We start from the raw sequence: 13,428 nt of genomic DNA on the forward strand, positions 1-13,428 counted from the left end.
TCAGGAGGAACCATGCGACTCAACCGATATGCCGGCATCATCCTGCTCGCCGTGGGCCTGCACGGCGCGGCCTTTGCCGCGCCCGATGCGAAGGCCCAGGCCGAGATCGCGCACCTGCTCGACTACGTCGCGACGCCGGGCTGCCAGTTCAACCGCAACGGCAGTTGGCATGAGGGCGCGGAGGCGCGGGCGCATTTGAAGAAGAAATATGACTATCTGCTCAAGCGCGATCTGGTGCCGAATGCCGAGTCCTTCATCGAACGTGCGGCGACCGAAAGCAGCATGAGTGGGAAGCCGTACCAGGTAAAGTGCGGGGGAGGGAAGGCGGTGGCCAGCGGGCCGTATTTGACGGAAGAGTTGACGCGGTTTCGGGGGCGGGCGGGCCAGTGACGGTTCGCGGCCATACATTCGGCGGGCATGCCCGCCCTACGGTGCACCTCGGCCACGGGTATCGTAGGGCGGGCATGCCCGCCGATTTTTAGCCCAGCTGCAAGCCGTTCTCTTCGCACCACCCCGCCAATACTGCACGCGTCTGCGCCTCGCGGAAATCATGCCAGCGGTCCGTCAGTCCACGCTCCTCGACCAGCTCCGAGAAATGGCGATACGCCTCCGAGCGCTTGAACATCTGGCGCACGTCATCGGCGTCGTCCGGCATGGCCGCATCGGCGAAATCGAAGACCAGTTCGAGCCCGAGGTCGAGCGTACGCATATGCGGCACCGGAATGTAGCGCGGCGAGGTATCGATATCGTCCGGCAAAGGCGCCAGCTCCTCGTCCACCATCTCCGAGCGGATCAGCACCTGGCCCGTATCCAGGGATACCCAGGCCTGATCGGAGGTGCCTGACTCCGATACGATCAGCACGGCGTCTTCGAGGTCGTTTGCATCCACAGTAGGCATCGTCTTCTCCAAAAAGTAAAAAGCCTGCAAGGCGCGAACCCTGCAGGCTTGATTGTGCAGCAAGGCGCCGGCGAAGCGGCGCCCGGATGCGGCTATTACATCATGCCGTCCATGCCGCCCATGCCGCCCATACCACCCATGCCGCCCATGCCGCCGGCCGGCTTGTCTTCGACGACTTCCGAGACCATGCAGTCGGTGGTCAGCATCAGGCCGGCGATCGACGCTGCGTTCTGCAGGGCCGAGCGGGTGACCTTGGCTGGGTCCAGCACGCCCATTTCGACCATGTCGCCGTAGGTGCCGTTGGCGGCGTTGTAGCCGTAGTTGCCCTGGCCGGCCAGCACGCCCGAGACGACGACCGATGCTTCTTCGCCTGCGTTCTGGACGATCATGCGCAGCGGCTCTTCCATTGCGCGCAGGACGATCTTGATGCCGGCTTCCTGGTCAGGATTGTCGCCTTGCACTTGCAGGTTGGCGCGGGCACGCAGCAGGGCGACGCCGCCGCCTGGCACGATGCCTTCTTCAACCGCAGCGCGGGTGGCGTGCAGCGCGTCTTCCACGCGTGCTTTCTTTTCCTTCATTTCGACTTCGGTGGCAGCGCCGACCTTGATCACGGCAACGCCGCCGGCCAGCTTGGCCACGCGCTCTTGCAGCTTCTCGCGGTCGTAGTCCGAGGTCGCTTCTTCGATCTGGATACGCACTTGCTTGACGCGCGCTTCGATGTTCTCAGCCGAACCTGCACCGTCGATGATGATGGTGTTTTCCTTGCCGACTTCGATACGCTTGGCCTGGCCCAGTTCCGCCAGCGTGACCTTTTCCAGGGTCAGGCCGACTTCTTCTGCGATCACCTGGCCGCCGGTCAGGACGGCGATGTCTTCCAGCATGGCCTTGCGACGGTCGCCGAAGCCTGGAGCCTTGACAGCAACGGTCTTCAGGATGCCGCGGATGTTGTTGACGACCAGGGTCGCCAGCGCTTCGCCTTCGATGTCTTCGGCGATGATGACCAGCGGACGGCCGGCTTTTGCAACTTGCTCCAGCACCGGCAGCAGGTCACGGATGTTCGAGATCTTCTTGTCGCACAGCAGGACGAACGGATTGTCGTGGATGGCGACTTGCTTGTCCGGGTTATTGATGAAGTAAGGCGACAGGTAGCCGCGGTCGAACTGCATGCCTTCGACGATGTCGAGTTCGTCGTTCAGCGACTTGCCGTCTTCGACGGTGATGACGCCTTCCTTGCCGACCTTTTCCATCGCTTCAGCGATGCGCTCGCCGATCGAGTAGTCCGAGTTCGCGGAGATGGCGCCGACTTGCGCGATTTCCTTCGAGGTGGTGCATGGCTTGGCGATCTTCTGCAGTTCTTCGACGGTGGCAGCAACGGCCTTGTCGATGCCGCGCTTCAGGTCCATCGGGTTCATGCCTGCGGCAACGAACTTCATGCCTTCGCGCACGATGGCTTGTGCCAGCACGGTCGCGGTGGTGGTGCCGTCGCCGGCGTTGTCGCTGGTTTTAGAGGCGACTTCCTTGACCATCTGCGCGCCCATGTTCATGAGCTTGTCTTTGAGTTCGATCTCTTTCGCGACCGAGACGCCGTCCTTGGTGACGGTCGGGGCGCCGAAGGCGCGGTCCAGCACGACGTTGCGGCCCTTAGGACCCAGGGTAACCTTGACTGCGTTGGCGAGGATGTTGACGCCTTCAACCATCTTGGCGCGCGCTGCGTCGCCGAAAATAACTTCTTTAGCTGCCATTTTTTATTTCTCCGAGAGAGTTTCTGAGGGGAGGATTACTTGACCAGCACGGCCATGATGTCTTCTTCGCGCATCACCAGCAGTTCCTGGCCGTCGACCTTGACGGTCTGGCCCGAGTACTTGCCAAACAGGACGCGGTCGCCAACCTGGACTTCCAGTGCACGGACTTGACCGTTGTCCTGGACTTTGCCGTTGCCGACAGCCAGGATCTCGCCCTGGTCCGGCTTCTCGGCGGCTGCATCAGGGATGATCAGGCCGGAGGCAGTCTTGGTTTCCTGGTCGAGACGCTTCACGATAACGCGATCGTGCAGAGGGCGAAGGTTCATGCAAAACTCCTTTATTCAGTGGTTTGGACTAGCTTTGTTTGCGTTGTGTGCCGCTTCGCATCTGCGCTGCGGCGGGAAGAGGTTGTTAGCACTCTCATCTAACGAGTGCTAATTATAGGGACGATAATGGGGCATTTCAAGCTGCGATGTTGCGAAATAAACTGCACCGCTCTGATCAGGCTCAAGTCATGCAGGCTGGATGGCTTGCCGGTTCGCCATGGCACAGAGACAAAGCGGAGAGACTAGCACCGATGGACAAGGACTTGACGCACTGTTGGCGGGCGATTGATCGGGATCAAAGTATCAAGAAAACCAGTCAAACCGCATGACACGCTATCATGTTGACTGTCAAACCATATCGGACCTATAGTTACGAATGATTTCCGAATTCCAAGACCTATCCGACAAGATCGAGCGCCTTGCTGCGCTGGTCGGATCGCTGCGCCGCGAGAACGCGCTCCTGCAGCAGACCAACAAGCTGCTGAGCGAGGAGAACATGGCCTATCTCGAGCGCCTTACCGAAGTCCAGCACCGGGTCGAAGCCGTGATCGAGCAATTGCCCGCGCCGGAAGTAGAGGAAGACGAAGACGCCGAACCCGTTGATGCCGAGGCCGCCCGATGATTTACCTGGATGTGACAATCATGGGCCAGCCCTACCGCCTGGCCTGCAAGGAAGGCGAGCAGGCGACGCTGCGCGATGCCGTGCGCTACCTCGACGGCAAGATGACCGCGCTGCGCGACTCCGGAAAAGTAAAGGGCAACGACCGCATCGCCGTCATGGCCGCGCTCAGCGTGGCCGCCGAATTCCTGTCGGTCAAGTCGCCGCAAGGTCCGCTGTCGGACATGACGATGCTCGAAGTGAAACAAAAACTCGAGGCGATGCACAGCGTCCTCGACCAGGCTCTGGCGCCGCAAGAAAATTTGTCCTGAGCGGCCAAATTCGTTTGACACCGGGCTTCAAGCGAGTAAACTGCGAGGCACCCTGCGGTGTTCGAGATTGCCATATATTCCTTGAACCATTTACATGCATAGGTTGCGGGATAGTGTTTGATGGGCGTGAGCGTCGCTAGTTCGACGAACCCGAAATTGGACTGACTGTGACCACCTTGAGCCATCAGGTTCGGGATGCCGGCAAAAAACGGCACAGGCGGGGCTACATTCCATAAAAGCGGTTGCGGGCACAATGCACGCAGCCGTTTTTTTATGCCCGCTTATTTTGGAAGGTATGGAGCAGATGCGCTACTGGTTGATGAAATCCGAACCCGATGAAGTCAGTTTCGACGACGTTCTCGCAGCGCCCGGACAGACCGTCGCCTGGTTCGGCGTGCGCAACTACCAGGCCCGTAATTTCATGCGCGACGCCATGCAAATCGGCGACGGCATCCTCTTTTATCATTCCAGTTGCGCCGTTCCCGGCGTCGCAGGGATTGCGGAAGTGGCGAGCGGTCCTTATCCGGACGCCAGCCAATTCGATAGCGCCGGCAAATACTTCGATCCGAAAGCGACGCCCGCGCAACCGCGCTGGATATCGGTCGACGTGCGGGCAAAAGAGAAAGGCCGCTATTTGCCATTGTCCGAAATGCGCGCGATGCCCGCGTTGGAAGACATGGTCTTGCTGCAGAAAGGCAGCAGGCTTTCCATTTCGCCGGTGACCGCCGGGCAGTGGAATACGATCCTCGCGTTCGTCCGCGCAAAAGACTAAGAGCGCCTAACAAAACTGCCATGGCTGCGTTGCAGCGCCTCGCCGTACGCTCGTACTGTCTTCGGCGCTTCGCCTTGCCCTGCCAGTTTTGTAAGACGCTCTAAGTTAGGTTTGACACGACCACGCGCGAAAGCGCTTGACGATAGTTAGATGCTTAGCTAATAATCGATTCCATGAGCACCGTATTCAAAGCCCTGTCCGACCCCACCCGCCGCAAGGTCCTGCAACTGCTGCAGGCCGGACCCATCGGCGCGGGGGAACTGGCCGACATGTTCGAGGTCTCGAAGCCGACCATGTCGGCCCACTTCGCCGTGCTGGTCAACGCCGGCCTGATCGAGGCCGAAAAGCAGGGCAGGAACGTCACCTACCGCCTGAAGTTGTCGGTGCTGGAAGAAGCGCTGCTCGCTTTTGCGCAAACGTTTGGATTGCAGGTCACGCGGCCGGAATCCGGCCTTCCCGAAGTCGAATCGAAACAGGAGAAGTCATGAAGCGAGCTTTCCCCTTGGTCCGTTCCTTGTTGGGCGCAGCAATCGTCATCGGCGGCGCTGCCGTACTGAAGTGGGCCGCGCCCGCATACCTGTCGCCCGAGTGCGCGCAGCGCCTGACCGGTGTGCTGCTCGGCTTCATCGTCGTGTTCTACGCGAACGTGATTCCGAAGTCGCTCACGCAGCTGGCGCGGCTGCGCTGCTCGCCGCAGGCGGAACAGGCCGCGCGCCGCTTCGCCGGCTGGAGCCTGGTGCTGGGTGGCCTCGCCTACATGCTCGCCATGCTGCTCGCTCCATTGGCGAGCATGCACCTGATCGGGGGCGCGCTGCTGGCCGTGGCGCTGGCCGCGGCCCTGCTGCGCTGCTTCGGCGCACGCTCGGCCACGGCCTGAGCGAGCGGCCTCCGAATTCGGGAGGACGTCGCACGGCGGCACCCACATTCGGCTAGTATGCTGGTCTCATCCGTTTGATAAGGCTGGCCGATGGCTTCACCGTTGATGTTTTCTCCCGCCGCAGGCCGTGCCTGTGCGCTCCGTGCCGCAGGGGAGGCCGCATGGACCCGTTCCTGATCCTGGCCCTGCTGGGCATGGGCTGCTTCGGCGGCTTCGCGGCCGGCCTGCTCGGCATCGGCGGCGGCATGATCCTGGTGCCCTTCATCACCATGGTGCTGACCTCGCGCGGCGTGCCCGATGCGCTGGTGGTGCACATGGCGATCGCCACCTCGCTGGCCACCATCATGTTCACCTCGCTGTCCTCGGTGCGCGCGCACCACAAGCATGGGGCGGTGGTGTGGCGCATCGTCGCGCTGCTGGCGCCGGGTATCCTGCTTGGTTCCGTCATCGGACCCTGGATCGGCAAGCAGATGAATGCGTCGACGCTGGCCTGGTTCTTCGGCGCCTTCGTCGCCTTCTCGGCCACGCAAATGCTGATCAACAAGAAGCCGGCGGCGGCGCGCGAATTGCCCGGCACGGCCGGCATGTTCGGCATGGGCGGCCTGATCGGCATCCTGGCGGGACTGGTCGGCGCCGGCGGCGGATTCATTTCGGTGCCCTTCATGACCTGGTGTAACGTGCGCATCCATAATGCGGTCGCGACCAGCGCGGCGCTCGGCTTTCCGATCGCCTTCGCGGGCACGATCGCGAACGTCTTCTATGGATGGGGCGAACCGGGCTTGCCGGACTATTCGCTCGGTTTCATTTATGTGCCGGCGCTGGCGATCATCGTCGCGGCCAGCGTGATGACGGCGCCGCTGGGGGCGAGGACGGCGCACCGGATGCCGGTGCGCCAGCTGCAGAAGGTGTTTGCGGTGCTGCTGTACGCGCTCGCGGCCTACATGTTCTGGAAAGCGGCGACGTAACATCTCCGCAAACAACAACGGCGCCGCGGCGCTGTTGTTGTTTGCAGGTCTTGGGTTTAAACCCGTACCGGTTGTTTCCCGTCTCGCGAGTAGGCCCAGGCCAGCATGACCAGCGCCGCGACGATCATCGGCAGCGACAGCACCTGTCCCGAGGTGATCGGCAGGCCGGCGACTGTCGTTTCCCAATCCGGCACGCGGAACCATTCGGTAAAGAAGCGGGCGCAGCCATAGAGCAGGGTGAACATCGCGCCGACCGCCAGGCGCGGACGCGCCTTGCGCGCAAACGGCCACAGGATCAGGAACACCAGCAGGCCGTCGACCAGCATCTGGTAGATCGGCGAAGGATGGCGCAGGGTATCGAGGTAGCCGACGCCGTTCGGGTTCGGCCACAGCATGGCCCACGGCAGGCTCGGGTCGGCGACGCGGCCCGGCAGTTCGTGGTTGATGAAATTGCCCAGGCGGCCGGCGGCGTAGCCGAGCGGGACCATCGGGGCGATGAAGTCGTACACGTCGAGCAGGTTGCGTCCGGCCTTGCGCGCCCACAGCGCCATCGCGATCAGCACGCCGAGGAAGCCGCCGTGGAAGGACATGCCGCCTTTCCAGACCTGGAAGATCTCGATCGGGTTCGCAAGGAAATGGGCCGGCTGGTAGAACAGCACCTCGCCGAGACGGCCGCCGATCACGACCCCGAGCATGCCGTAGAACAGCATATCGTCCAGGTCCTCGTTCTTCCAGCCCTGGGCGGCGATGTGCGGCTGCTTCACGCGCACGCGGCCCAGCATCAGGAACTGGGCAAAGGCGACCACGTACATCAGGCCGTACCAGTGGATGTCGACCGGACCGATCGAGAAGGCGATCGGGTCCGGATTCGGGTGTACCAGCATATTAAGTTTTCCTCACTAATTCCAAAAAGCCCCGCAGCACCGGCGAGACCTTGTCGCGGCGCCAGGCCAGGCCCAGTTCCACGAGTGGCGTGGCGCTGGCCAGGGCACGGTATTCTACGCCGGGGCGCATCAGGTTCGACACGGATTGTGGCACAAGTGCCAAGCCCATGCCCGCGGAGACGAGGCTGACGATGGTTTGCATCTGGATCGCTTCCTGGCCAATTTCTGGCGACAAGCCCGCCTCGTGGAAGCAGCTGAGGATGGCGTCGTGCAGGGCAGGGGCGCTCTTGCGCGGGAAAATGATCAGGGGCAGCTGGCGCAGCGTTTTGAGGTCGACCGGCTTGCCGCCGGCGGGCAGCAGGCCCGCTGGCGCGCACAGCACCAGCGGTTCTTCCAGCACTTTCATGTAGTCCAGCTGGGCCTGCGCCTTTTCCGACAGCGGCGGGATCAAGAGGCCGGCGTCGATGCGTTCATGCAGGAGATCGTCGACTTGCACATCGGTCGTCGCTTCCTGCAGCACCAGGTGCACGTTCGGATAGGCCGCGCTGTAGTCGCGCAGCAGGCCGGGCAGGACGCTGTAATCGGCCGGCGTGACGAAGGACAGCGCGAGGCGCCCCGATTCGCCGGCGGCGGCGCGGCGCACCAGTTCCGGCAGGCCGGCGGCGCCATCGAGCAGGCGGCGCGCCTCGGGCAGCAGGGCGGCGCCGGCCGGCGTCAGTTCGACCTGGCGCCGGGTGCGCAGGAACAGGGGCGCGCCCAGGGTCTCTTCCAGCGCGGCGATCGTCTGCGACAGTGGCGGCTGGGTCATGTGCAGGCGTTCGGCGGCGCGGCCGAAGTGCAGCTCTTCGGCGACGGTGACGAAATAGCGCAGCTGGCGCAGTTCAAGATTCATTCGATATGCATTTCCATGGATTTTATGAAGACTGATATGTTTCGCATATCAATCTTATATTTGACGCTCCCCTGCGCGCAAGGCATTCTCGGAGGACTGCTTACGAGGAGGTCGCCATGCCTGATCAGCCGCGCTACAACAGCCGTTCCCGCAACGTCACCGAAGGCGTCGCCCGCAGCCCGAACCGCTCGATGTACTACGCGATGGGTTATCGGGAAGAAGACTTCGGTAAACCCATGATTGGCGTCGCCAACGCCCACTCGACCATCACGCCCTGCAACTCCGGCCTGCAAAAACTGGCCGACGCCGCGGTCGCCACGGTGAAAGCCAGCGGCGCCAACCCGCAGGTGTTCGGCACGCCGACCATTTCCGACGGCATGTCGATGGGCACCGAGGGCATGAAGTTTTCGCTGATCTCGCGCGAAGTCATTGCCGACTGCATCGAAACCTGCGTCAACGGCCAGTGGATGGACGGCGTCGTCGTCATCGGCGGCTGCGACAAGAACATGCCGGGCGGGATGATCGCGCTGGCACGCGCGAACGTGCCGGGCATTTACGTCTACGGCGGCACGATCAAGCCGGGCCACTGGAAGGGAAAGGACCTGACCATCGTCTCGAGCTTCGAGGCGGTCGGCGAATTCACGGCCGGGCGCATGAGCCAGGAAGACTTCCAGGGGATCGAGCGCAATGCCTGTCCCTCGTCCGGTTCCTGCGGCGGCATGTACACGGCGAACACGATGTCGTCCTCCTTCGAGGCGCTGGGCATGTCGCTGCTGTATTCCTCGACCATGGCCAATCCGGACGAGGAAAAAGTCGCGTCCTGCGCCGAGTCGGCGCGCGTACTGGTGGAAGCCGTGAAACGCGATCTGAAGCCGCGCGACATCATCACTCGACAATCGATCGAGAACGCGGTGTCCCTGATCATGGCGACCGGCGGCTCGACCAACGCCGTGCTGCATTACCTAGCGATTGCCCACGCCGCCGACGTGCCGTGGACGCTGGACGATTTCGAGGCCGTACGGCGCAAGGTGCCGGTGATCTGCAACCTGAAGCCATCCGGCCAGTATGTCGCGACCGACCTGCACAAGGCGGGTGGCGTGCCGCAAGTGATGAAGCTGCTGCTCGACGCCGGCCTGCTGCACGGCGACTGCATCACGATCACCGGCCGCACGCTGGCCGAGGAACTGGCGGACGTGCCGGGCGTGCCGCGCGCGGACCAGGACGTGATCCGGCCCATCTCCCAAGCCCTGTATGCCCAGGGACACCTGGCTATCCTGAAAGGCAATTTGTCGCCGGAAGGGGCGGTGGCGAAAATCACTGGCCTGAAACATCCCGCGATCACTGGGCCCGCCCGCGTCTTCGACGACGAAGACTCGGCAATGGACGCCATCCTCGGCGACCGCATCCGGCCCGGCGACGTGCTGGTGCTACGCTACCTCGGCCCGAAGGGTGGGCCGGGCATGCCGGAAATGCTGGCGCCGACCGGCGCCCTGATCGGCAAGGGCCTCGGCGAATCGGTGGGCTTGATTACCGACGGCCGCTTCTCGGGCGGCACCTGGGGTATGGTGGTCGGACACGTCTCGCCGGAAGCCTTCGAGGGCGGCACGATCGCGCTGGTGCAGGAAGGCGATTCGGTGACGATCGATGCGAACCGGCTCCTGATCCAGCTGAACGTGGCGGACGAGGAGCTGGCACGCCGGCGCGCCGCCTGGACCCGGCCGGCCCCGCGCTACACGCGCGGGGTGCTGGCCAAGTTCGCGGCGCTGGCCTCGAGCGCGAGCAAGGGCGCGGTGACGGGGTAAAGACTTATCTGCGCCCGTCCAGCGGTTCCGGCGCCGATCCCGCCGGCCTCTTCAAGGGAATGCGAATGCTGAATTCGCTTCCCTTGCCCGGCCCTTCGCTGCGTACCTCGACCGTTCCCTGATGCAGGCTGACGATCTCGCGCACCACGGCCAGGCCAATCCCGAGCCCGGCGCCGCGGCCCGCATGCGCGTCCTCGGCCTGGGTGAAGACGTTGAAAATATGCGGCAAGAGTTCGGCGCTGATGCCCTGGCCGTTGTCCTTCACGTAGCACAGGAAATGGGTCTGGTCGGTAGTGGCTTTCAGCCAGATGCTGCCGCCGCCGGGCGTGTACTTGATGGCATTGTTCATCAGGTTCGTCATCACCTGCTGCAGGCGGCGCGGATCGACTTCGATCTCGATCGGCACCGAGGGTACGATCGAGCGGATGTGCAGGCCCTTGGCCTGGGCGGCCGGGCAGCAGCTGTCGAGCACTTCCTGGATAAAAGCCTGCAGCTGGACCGTTTCGTAGGCGATGCTCATCTTGCCGGCCTGGACCCGCGTCAGGTCGACCAGGTCTTCCACCAGGCGCTCGAGGAAGCCGACCTGGCGGTCCATGATCTTGATCGGGTATTCGAAGCGCGCGTGCTGCTCGGGCGAGCGCTTGAGCAATTCGAGCGCCGTCTTCAGCGGCGAAAGGGGATTGCGCAGCTCGTGCGCGATGGTGCCGATGAACACATCCTTTTCGCTCTGGCGGGCGTTGCATTCCTGCAGAATGTTTTCCAGGTATTTCATGCGCGCGCGCAGGTGGGTGGCGTCGCGAAAGATCTTGACGAAGCCGCAAGGCTCGCCGGCTGCATCCCTGAGCATGATGCTGACGCCGCTGGCCCAGAAGCGCGAGCCGTCCTTGCGCATGTGCCAGCGCTCGTCCTCGCCGGCGCCGAGCAGGCGCGCCATGTTGGCTTCGTGTTCGTCGAGCTTGCGGTCGCGGTCTTCGGGCACGAAGATCGTCGCGATCGGCTGGCCCAGCAGTTCCTGGGCCGTCCAGCCGGTGATGGTATGTGCGCCTTCGTTCCAGCCCGTAATGCGGCGTTCGATGTCGTAGAACATCACGCCGTACTGCTGCGTGCCCTCCAGCATAAGGCGCGTCAGCGCGGCGGCTTGCTCCTCGGTCCAGTGGCTGGTCAACACATCCTGCATGCGCGGTTCCCGTATGTAGCGTGGTCATTCATTCTACATAAACGGTATCGGCTACGGCTTTAGCTTGCTAGCAGGTAATATTTAGCGCTTGTCGAAGGAATTCTTGACGCGCGCCTTGCGCCGCTTGTCGTCCTCGTCGTGGGCCTTTTTCTTGTCCCAGCCGAGCAGGGTTTCCACGTATTCGAACCAAACGAAGGCGAATACCATCAGGGCGACGATCCACCACCAGGACAGCTCGGCAAAGCGCCAGACTTCAAAAAAACGCAGCGCGACGAGCGCGGCAATCAACAGGATCAAAGGCATGTCATTCTCCAGAATCCGGCCATCTTACAAATAAAATAGTGCTCTGTGGCAAAATATGGCAGGACCGTGGAAACCGTACAACCACAAAACGTAAGCGAGGTTACAGAGTGTGACAAGGGTCTTCGCTCGACGGAAACGCGGTAGAATGCAAGCATTACACATGGAGAGTCAGATGAAACGTTCTTTGGTCTTGTGCGGTCTGTTGTCGGTCCTGGCATCGTCGAGCGCTTTCGCGCAAGCCGACCTGGCAAAAGCGAAGAATTGCATGGCCTGCCACGCAGTCGGCACCAAACTGGTCGGTCCAGCCTACAAGGATGTGGCGGCTAAATACGCCGGTCAAAAAGGCGCGGAAGACAAGCTGGTCGCCAAAGTCATGAAGGGCGGTTCCGGCGCCTGGGGCCCGGTCCCGATGCCGGCCAATCCACAGGTGAGCGAAGCGGAAGCGCGCAGCCTGGTGAAGTGGGTGCTCGCAACCAAGTAAGCCGAGGGGCAGCCTCGATAAAAAAGCGCGCCGGCAATGCCAGGCGCGCTTTTTGTTTTCCAGGAGTACGGAACCGCCTCAGCGGATCACCTCCATCTTGCTGCGCTTGCCGCCCTTGAAGGTGTACAGGGTCAGGGCGCCGTTGTTGATGTCGCCGCTCTGGTCGAAGGCGATCTGGCCGGTCACGCCCTTGTAGTTGATCTTCTTGAGTTCCGGCAGGTACTTGGCCGGCTCGACCGAGTTCGCTTTCTGCATGGCCGCCGCCATCACCATCACCGCATCGTAGACGTAGGGCGCATACAGCTGCACGTCGACCCCGGTCTTCTGCTTGAAGCGGGCGCGGAAGTCGGCCATCGCTTTTTCTTCGTCGCCCGTCACGCCGCCGGCCTCGGCGCAAATCACCTTGCCTTCGCCGACCGCATCGCCCGCCAGGCGGCCCAGCGATTCGGTGCAGATGCCGTCGCCGCCCATGAAGCGGGCGTCGATGCCGAGCGCCTTCATCTGTTTCAGCATCGGACCGCCGACCGAATCCATGCCGCCGAAGAAGACCAGGTCCGGCTTCTTGGCGCGGATCGAGGTCAGGATGGCCGTGTAGTCGGTGGCCGTGGCGCTGGTGAATTCCTTGCCGACGATTTTCACGCCGGGACCCTTGGCACCCTTCAGGAATTCGGTCGCCACGCCCTGGCCGTAAGTCGTGCGGTCATCGATGACGGCGATGTTCTTCGCCTTCAGCGTGTCCACCGCGTACTTGCCCAGCGTGCCGCCCAGCTTGGCGTCGTTCGCGACCACGCGGAAGGCGCCCGGGAAGCGCTGCTTGGTGTACTGGGTGGCGGTGGTGGCCGGCGAAATCTGCGGGATGCCGGCGTCGTTGTAGATCTTCGATGCAGGCACGCTGGTGCCCGAGTTCAGGTGGCCGATGACGCCCTTGACCTTGGCGTCGACCAGCTTCTGCGCCACGGCCGTGCCTTGCTTCGGATCCGAGGCATCGTCCTCGGCCACCAGCTGCAGCGTGACCTTCTGGCCGTTGACGACAAAACCTTTTGCGTTGAGCTCGTCGATCGCCATGCGCGCGGCGTTCTCGTTGTCCTTGCCGAGGTGCGAATTCGGGCCGGAGACCGGGCCGACGTGGCCGATCTTGACGACCTGCTGGGCGCTGGCGTTGGCAGCGAACAGCATCGCGACGGCGAGGGGAATGAGCTTGGTGGTCATACGTTCTCCAAAATGGTGGGGATGACGAGCGCCCGATTCACCGCCGGCGGACGCCTGTTGCGATTGATGCAGCAGAGCAAAGGTACAACAATTTGGAGAGGGAGGAAAGCGGTATTGCGAGGGGTGGGCATGCGTGGTGCGTATGCATGAATTCACGCACCGTTTGAAGG

Annotated in this window: 17 protein-coding genes and 1 other RNA gene; 10 read left to right on the forward strand and 8 right to left on the reverse strand. The window is 62.7% G+C overall.

The window, feature by feature from the left end:
- Nucleotides 1–12 precede the first annotated feature (12 nt).
- The gene (locus C2862_RS04640) at nt 13–390 is read left to right on the forward strand and encodes a DUF5329 domain-containing protein (RefSeq protein WP_136218940.1); all 378 of its coding nucleotides are present in this window, start codon (nt 13–15) and stop codon (nt 388–390) included.
- Nucleotides 391–478: 88 nt separating this feature from the next.
- Here C2862_RS04640 and C2862_RS04645 read toward each other — a convergent pair whose 3' ends face one another.
- The 3 genes from C2862_RS04645 to groES form a co-directional block, all read right to left on the reverse strand.
- Nucleotides 479–898, reverse strand: coding sequence for a UPF0158 family protein (locus C2862_RS04645; RefSeq protein ID WP_136218941.1), 420 nt, complete (start codon nt 896–898; stop codon nt 479–481).
- Nucleotides 899–993: 95 nt separating this feature from the next.
- Complete coding sequence (gene groL / locus C2862_RS04650) at nt 994–2,640, reverse strand: chaperonin GroEL (RefSeq protein WP_136218942.1); 1,647 nt, start codon at nt 2,638–2,640, stop codon at nt 994–996.
- A gap of 35 nt (nt 2,641–2,675) precedes the next feature.
- Nucleotides 2,676–2,966 (reverse strand): co-chaperone GroES, encoded by a 291-nt coding sequence (gene groES / locus C2862_RS04655; RefSeq protein WP_056341632.1) that lies wholly within the window; start codon nt 2,964–2,966, stop codon nt 2,676–2,678.
- Between the two features lie 376 nt (nt 2,967–3,342).
- Here groES and C2862_RS04660 point away from each other — a divergent pair, with 376 nt between their 5' ends.
- From C2862_RS04660 to C2862_RS04690, 7 genes are all read left to right on the forward strand, one after another.
- Nucleotides 3,343–3,588: a hypothetical protein gene (locus tag C2862_RS04660; RefSeq protein WP_136218943.1), complete on the forward strand. Its 246-nt coding sequence runs from the start codon at nt 3,343–3,345 to the stop codon at nt 3,586–3,588.
- Nucleotides 3,585–3,896, forward strand: coding sequence for a cell division protein ZapA (locus C2862_RS04665; RefSeq protein ID WP_136218944.1), 312 nt, complete (start codon nt 3,585–3,587; stop codon nt 3,894–3,896). The genes C2862_RS04660 and C2862_RS04665 overlap by 4 nt, the downstream gene beginning before the upstream one ends.
- 46 nt (nt 3,897–3,942) lie before the next feature.
- Nucleotides 3,943–4,124: non-coding RNA, 6S RNA (gene ssrS / locus C2862_RS04670), on the forward strand.
- A 76-nt stretch (nt 4,125–4,200) separates the two neighbouring features.
- Entirely contained in the window at nt 4,201–4,668 is a 468-nt protein-coding gene (locus tag C2862_RS04675; protein ID WP_136219072.1) for an EVE domain-containing protein, read from the forward strand.
- Nucleotides 4,669–4,841: 173 nt separating this feature from the next.
- Nucleotides 4,842–5,156, forward strand: a complete 315-nt coding sequence (locus tag C2862_RS04680) for a metalloregulator ArsR/SmtB family transcription factor (RefSeq protein ID WP_136218945.1) — start codon at nt 4,842–4,844, stop codon at nt 5,154–5,156.
- Nucleotides 5,153–5,545, forward strand: a complete 393-nt coding sequence (locus C2862_RS04685) for a hypothetical protein (RefSeq protein WP_136218946.1) — start codon at nt 5,153–5,155, stop codon at nt 5,543–5,545. Before C2862_RS04680 ends, C2862_RS04685 begins: the two co-directional genes overlap by 4 nt.
- Nucleotides 5,546–5,706: 161 nt before the next feature.
- Nucleotides 5,707–6,510, forward strand: a complete 804-nt coding sequence (locus tag C2862_RS04690) for a sulfite exporter TauE/SafE family protein (RefSeq protein ID WP_136218947.1) — start codon at nt 5,707–5,709, stop codon at nt 6,508–6,510.
- A gap of 56 nt (nt 6,511–6,566) precedes the next feature.
- On the opposite strand, the gene lgt is transcribed toward C2862_RS04690, so the two are convergent.
- Nucleotides 6,567–7,394 carry a prolipoprotein diacylglyceryl transferase gene (gene lgt, locus C2862_RS04695; RefSeq protein ID WP_136218948.1) on the reverse strand — a complete coding sequence of 276 codons (828 nt, stop codon included), beginning with the start codon at nt 7,392–7,394 and terminating at the stop codon, nt 6,567–6,569.
- 1 nt (nt 7,395) lies between these two features.
- A complete protein-coding gene (locus tag C2862_RS04700) occupies nt 7,396–8,286 on the reverse strand; it encodes a LysR family transcriptional regulator (protein WP_136218949.1) in 891 nt (296 codons plus the stop codon).
- Nucleotides 8,287–8,402: 116 nt separating this feature from the next.
- Here C2862_RS04700 and ilvD point away from each other — a divergent pair, with 116 nt between their 5' ends.
- Entirely contained in the window at nt 8,403–10,088 is a 1,686-nt protein-coding gene (ilvD, locus tag C2862_RS04705) for a dihydroxy-acid dehydratase (RefSeq protein ID WP_136218950.1), read from the forward strand.
- 4 nt (nt 10,089–10,092) lie between these two features.
- Here the strand turns inward: ilvD and C2862_RS04710 are convergent, their stop codons facing one another.
- Both C2862_RS04710 and C2862_RS04715 read right to left on the reverse strand, forming a co-directional pair.
- Complete coding sequence (locus C2862_RS04710) at nt 10,093–11,265, reverse strand: HAMP domain-containing sensor histidine kinase (RefSeq protein WP_136218951.1); 1,173 nt, start codon at nt 11,263–11,265, stop codon at nt 10,093–10,095.
- A gap of 81 nt (nt 11,266–11,346) precedes the next feature.
- Complete coding sequence (locus tag C2862_RS04715; RefSeq protein WP_136218952.1) at nt 11,347–11,568, reverse strand: TIGR04438 family Trp-rich protein; 222 nt, start codon at nt 11,566–11,568, stop codon at nt 11,347–11,349.
- A gap of 172 nt (nt 11,569–11,740) precedes the next feature.
- Here C2862_RS04715 and C2862_RS04720 point away from each other — a divergent pair, with 172 nt between their 5' ends.
- On the forward strand, nt 11,741–12,049 hold the full coding sequence (locus C2862_RS04720; RefSeq protein ID WP_136218953.1) for a c-type cytochrome: 309 nt from the start codon (nt 11,741–11,743) through the stop codon (nt 12,047–12,049).
- A 78-nt stretch (nt 12,050–12,127) separates the two neighbouring features.
- Here the strand turns inward: C2862_RS04720 and C2862_RS04725 are convergent, their stop codons facing one another.
- Nucleotides 12,128–13,258, reverse strand: coding sequence for a branched-chain amino acid ABC transporter substrate-binding protein (locus tag C2862_RS04725; protein WP_136218954.1), 1,131 nt, complete (start codon nt 13,256–13,258; stop codon nt 12,128–12,130).
- Nucleotides 13,259–13,428: the final 170 nt, after the last annotated feature.

This window comes from Massilia sp. Mn16-1_5 (assembly GCF_004798585.1).
In the GTDB taxonomy this organism is placed as follows: Bacteria; Pseudomonadota; Gammaproteobacteria; order Burkholderiales; family Burkholderiaceae_D; genus Telluria.

Bases quoted from the DNA above. Each gene is read 5' to 3' on its own strand.
- C2862_RS04640 (WP_136218940.1), top strand. From the start codon at position 13: ATGCGACTCAACCGATATGCCGGCATCATCCTGCTCGCCGTGGGCCTG.
- C2862_RS04645 (WP_136218941.1), bottom strand. From the start codon at position 898: ATGCCTACTGTGGATGCAAACGACCTCGAAGACGCCGTGCTGATCGTA.
- groL (WP_136218942.1), bottom strand. From the start codon at position 2,640: ATGGCAGCTAAAGAAGTTATTTTCGGCGACGCAGCGCGCGCCAAGATG.
- groES (WP_056341632.1), bottom strand. From the start codon at position 2,966: ATGAACCTTCGCCCTCTGCACGATCGCGTTATCGTGAAGCGTCTCGAC.
- C2862_RS04660 (WP_136218943.1), top strand. From the start codon at position 3,343: ATGATTTCCGAATTCCAAGACCTATCCGACAAGATCGAGCGCCTTGCT.
- C2862_RS04665 (WP_136218944.1), top strand. From the start codon at position 3,585: ATGATTTACCTGGATGTGACAATCATGGGCCAGCCCTACCGCCTGGCC.
- C2862_RS04675 (WP_136219072.1), top strand. From the start codon at position 4,201: ATGCGCTACTGGTTGATGAAATCCGAACCCGATGAAGTCAGTTTCGAC.
- C2862_RS04680 (WP_136218945.1), top strand. From the start codon at position 4,842: ATGAGCACCGTATTCAAAGCCCTGTCCGACCCCACCCGCCGCAAGGTC.
- C2862_RS04685 (WP_136218946.1), top strand. From the start codon at position 5,153: ATGAAGCGAGCTTTCCCCTTGGTCCGTTCCTTGTTGGGCGCAGCAATC.
- C2862_RS04690 (WP_136218947.1), top strand. From the start codon at position 5,707: ATGGACCCGTTCCTGATCCTGGCCCTGCTGGGCATGGGCTGCTTCGGC.
- lgt (WP_136218948.1), bottom strand. From the start codon at position 7,394: ATGCTGGTACACCCGAATCCGGACCCGATCGCCTTCTCGATCGGTCCG.
- C2862_RS04700 (WP_136218949.1), bottom strand. From the start codon at position 8,286: ATGAATCTTGAACTGCGCCAGCTGCGCTATTTCGTCACCGTCGCCGAA.
- ilvD (WP_136218950.1), top strand. From the start codon at position 8,403: ATGCCTGATCAGCCGCGCTACAACAGCCGTTCCCGCAACGTCACCGAA.
- C2862_RS04710 (WP_136218951.1), bottom strand. From the start codon at position 11,265: ATGCAGGATGTGTTGACCAGCCACTGGACCGAGGAGCAAGCCGCCGCG.
- C2862_RS04715 (WP_136218952.1), bottom strand. From the start codon at position 11,568: ATGCCTTTGATCCTGTTGATTGCCGCGCTCGTCGCGCTGCGTTTTTTT.
- C2862_RS04720 (WP_136218953.1), top strand. From the start codon at position 11,741: ATGAAACGTTCTTTGGTCTTGTGCGGTCTGTTGTCGGTCCTGGCATCG.
- C2862_RS04725 (WP_136218954.1), bottom strand. From the start codon at position 13,258: ATGACCACCAAGCTCATTCCCCTCGCCGTCGCGATGCTGTTCGCTGCC.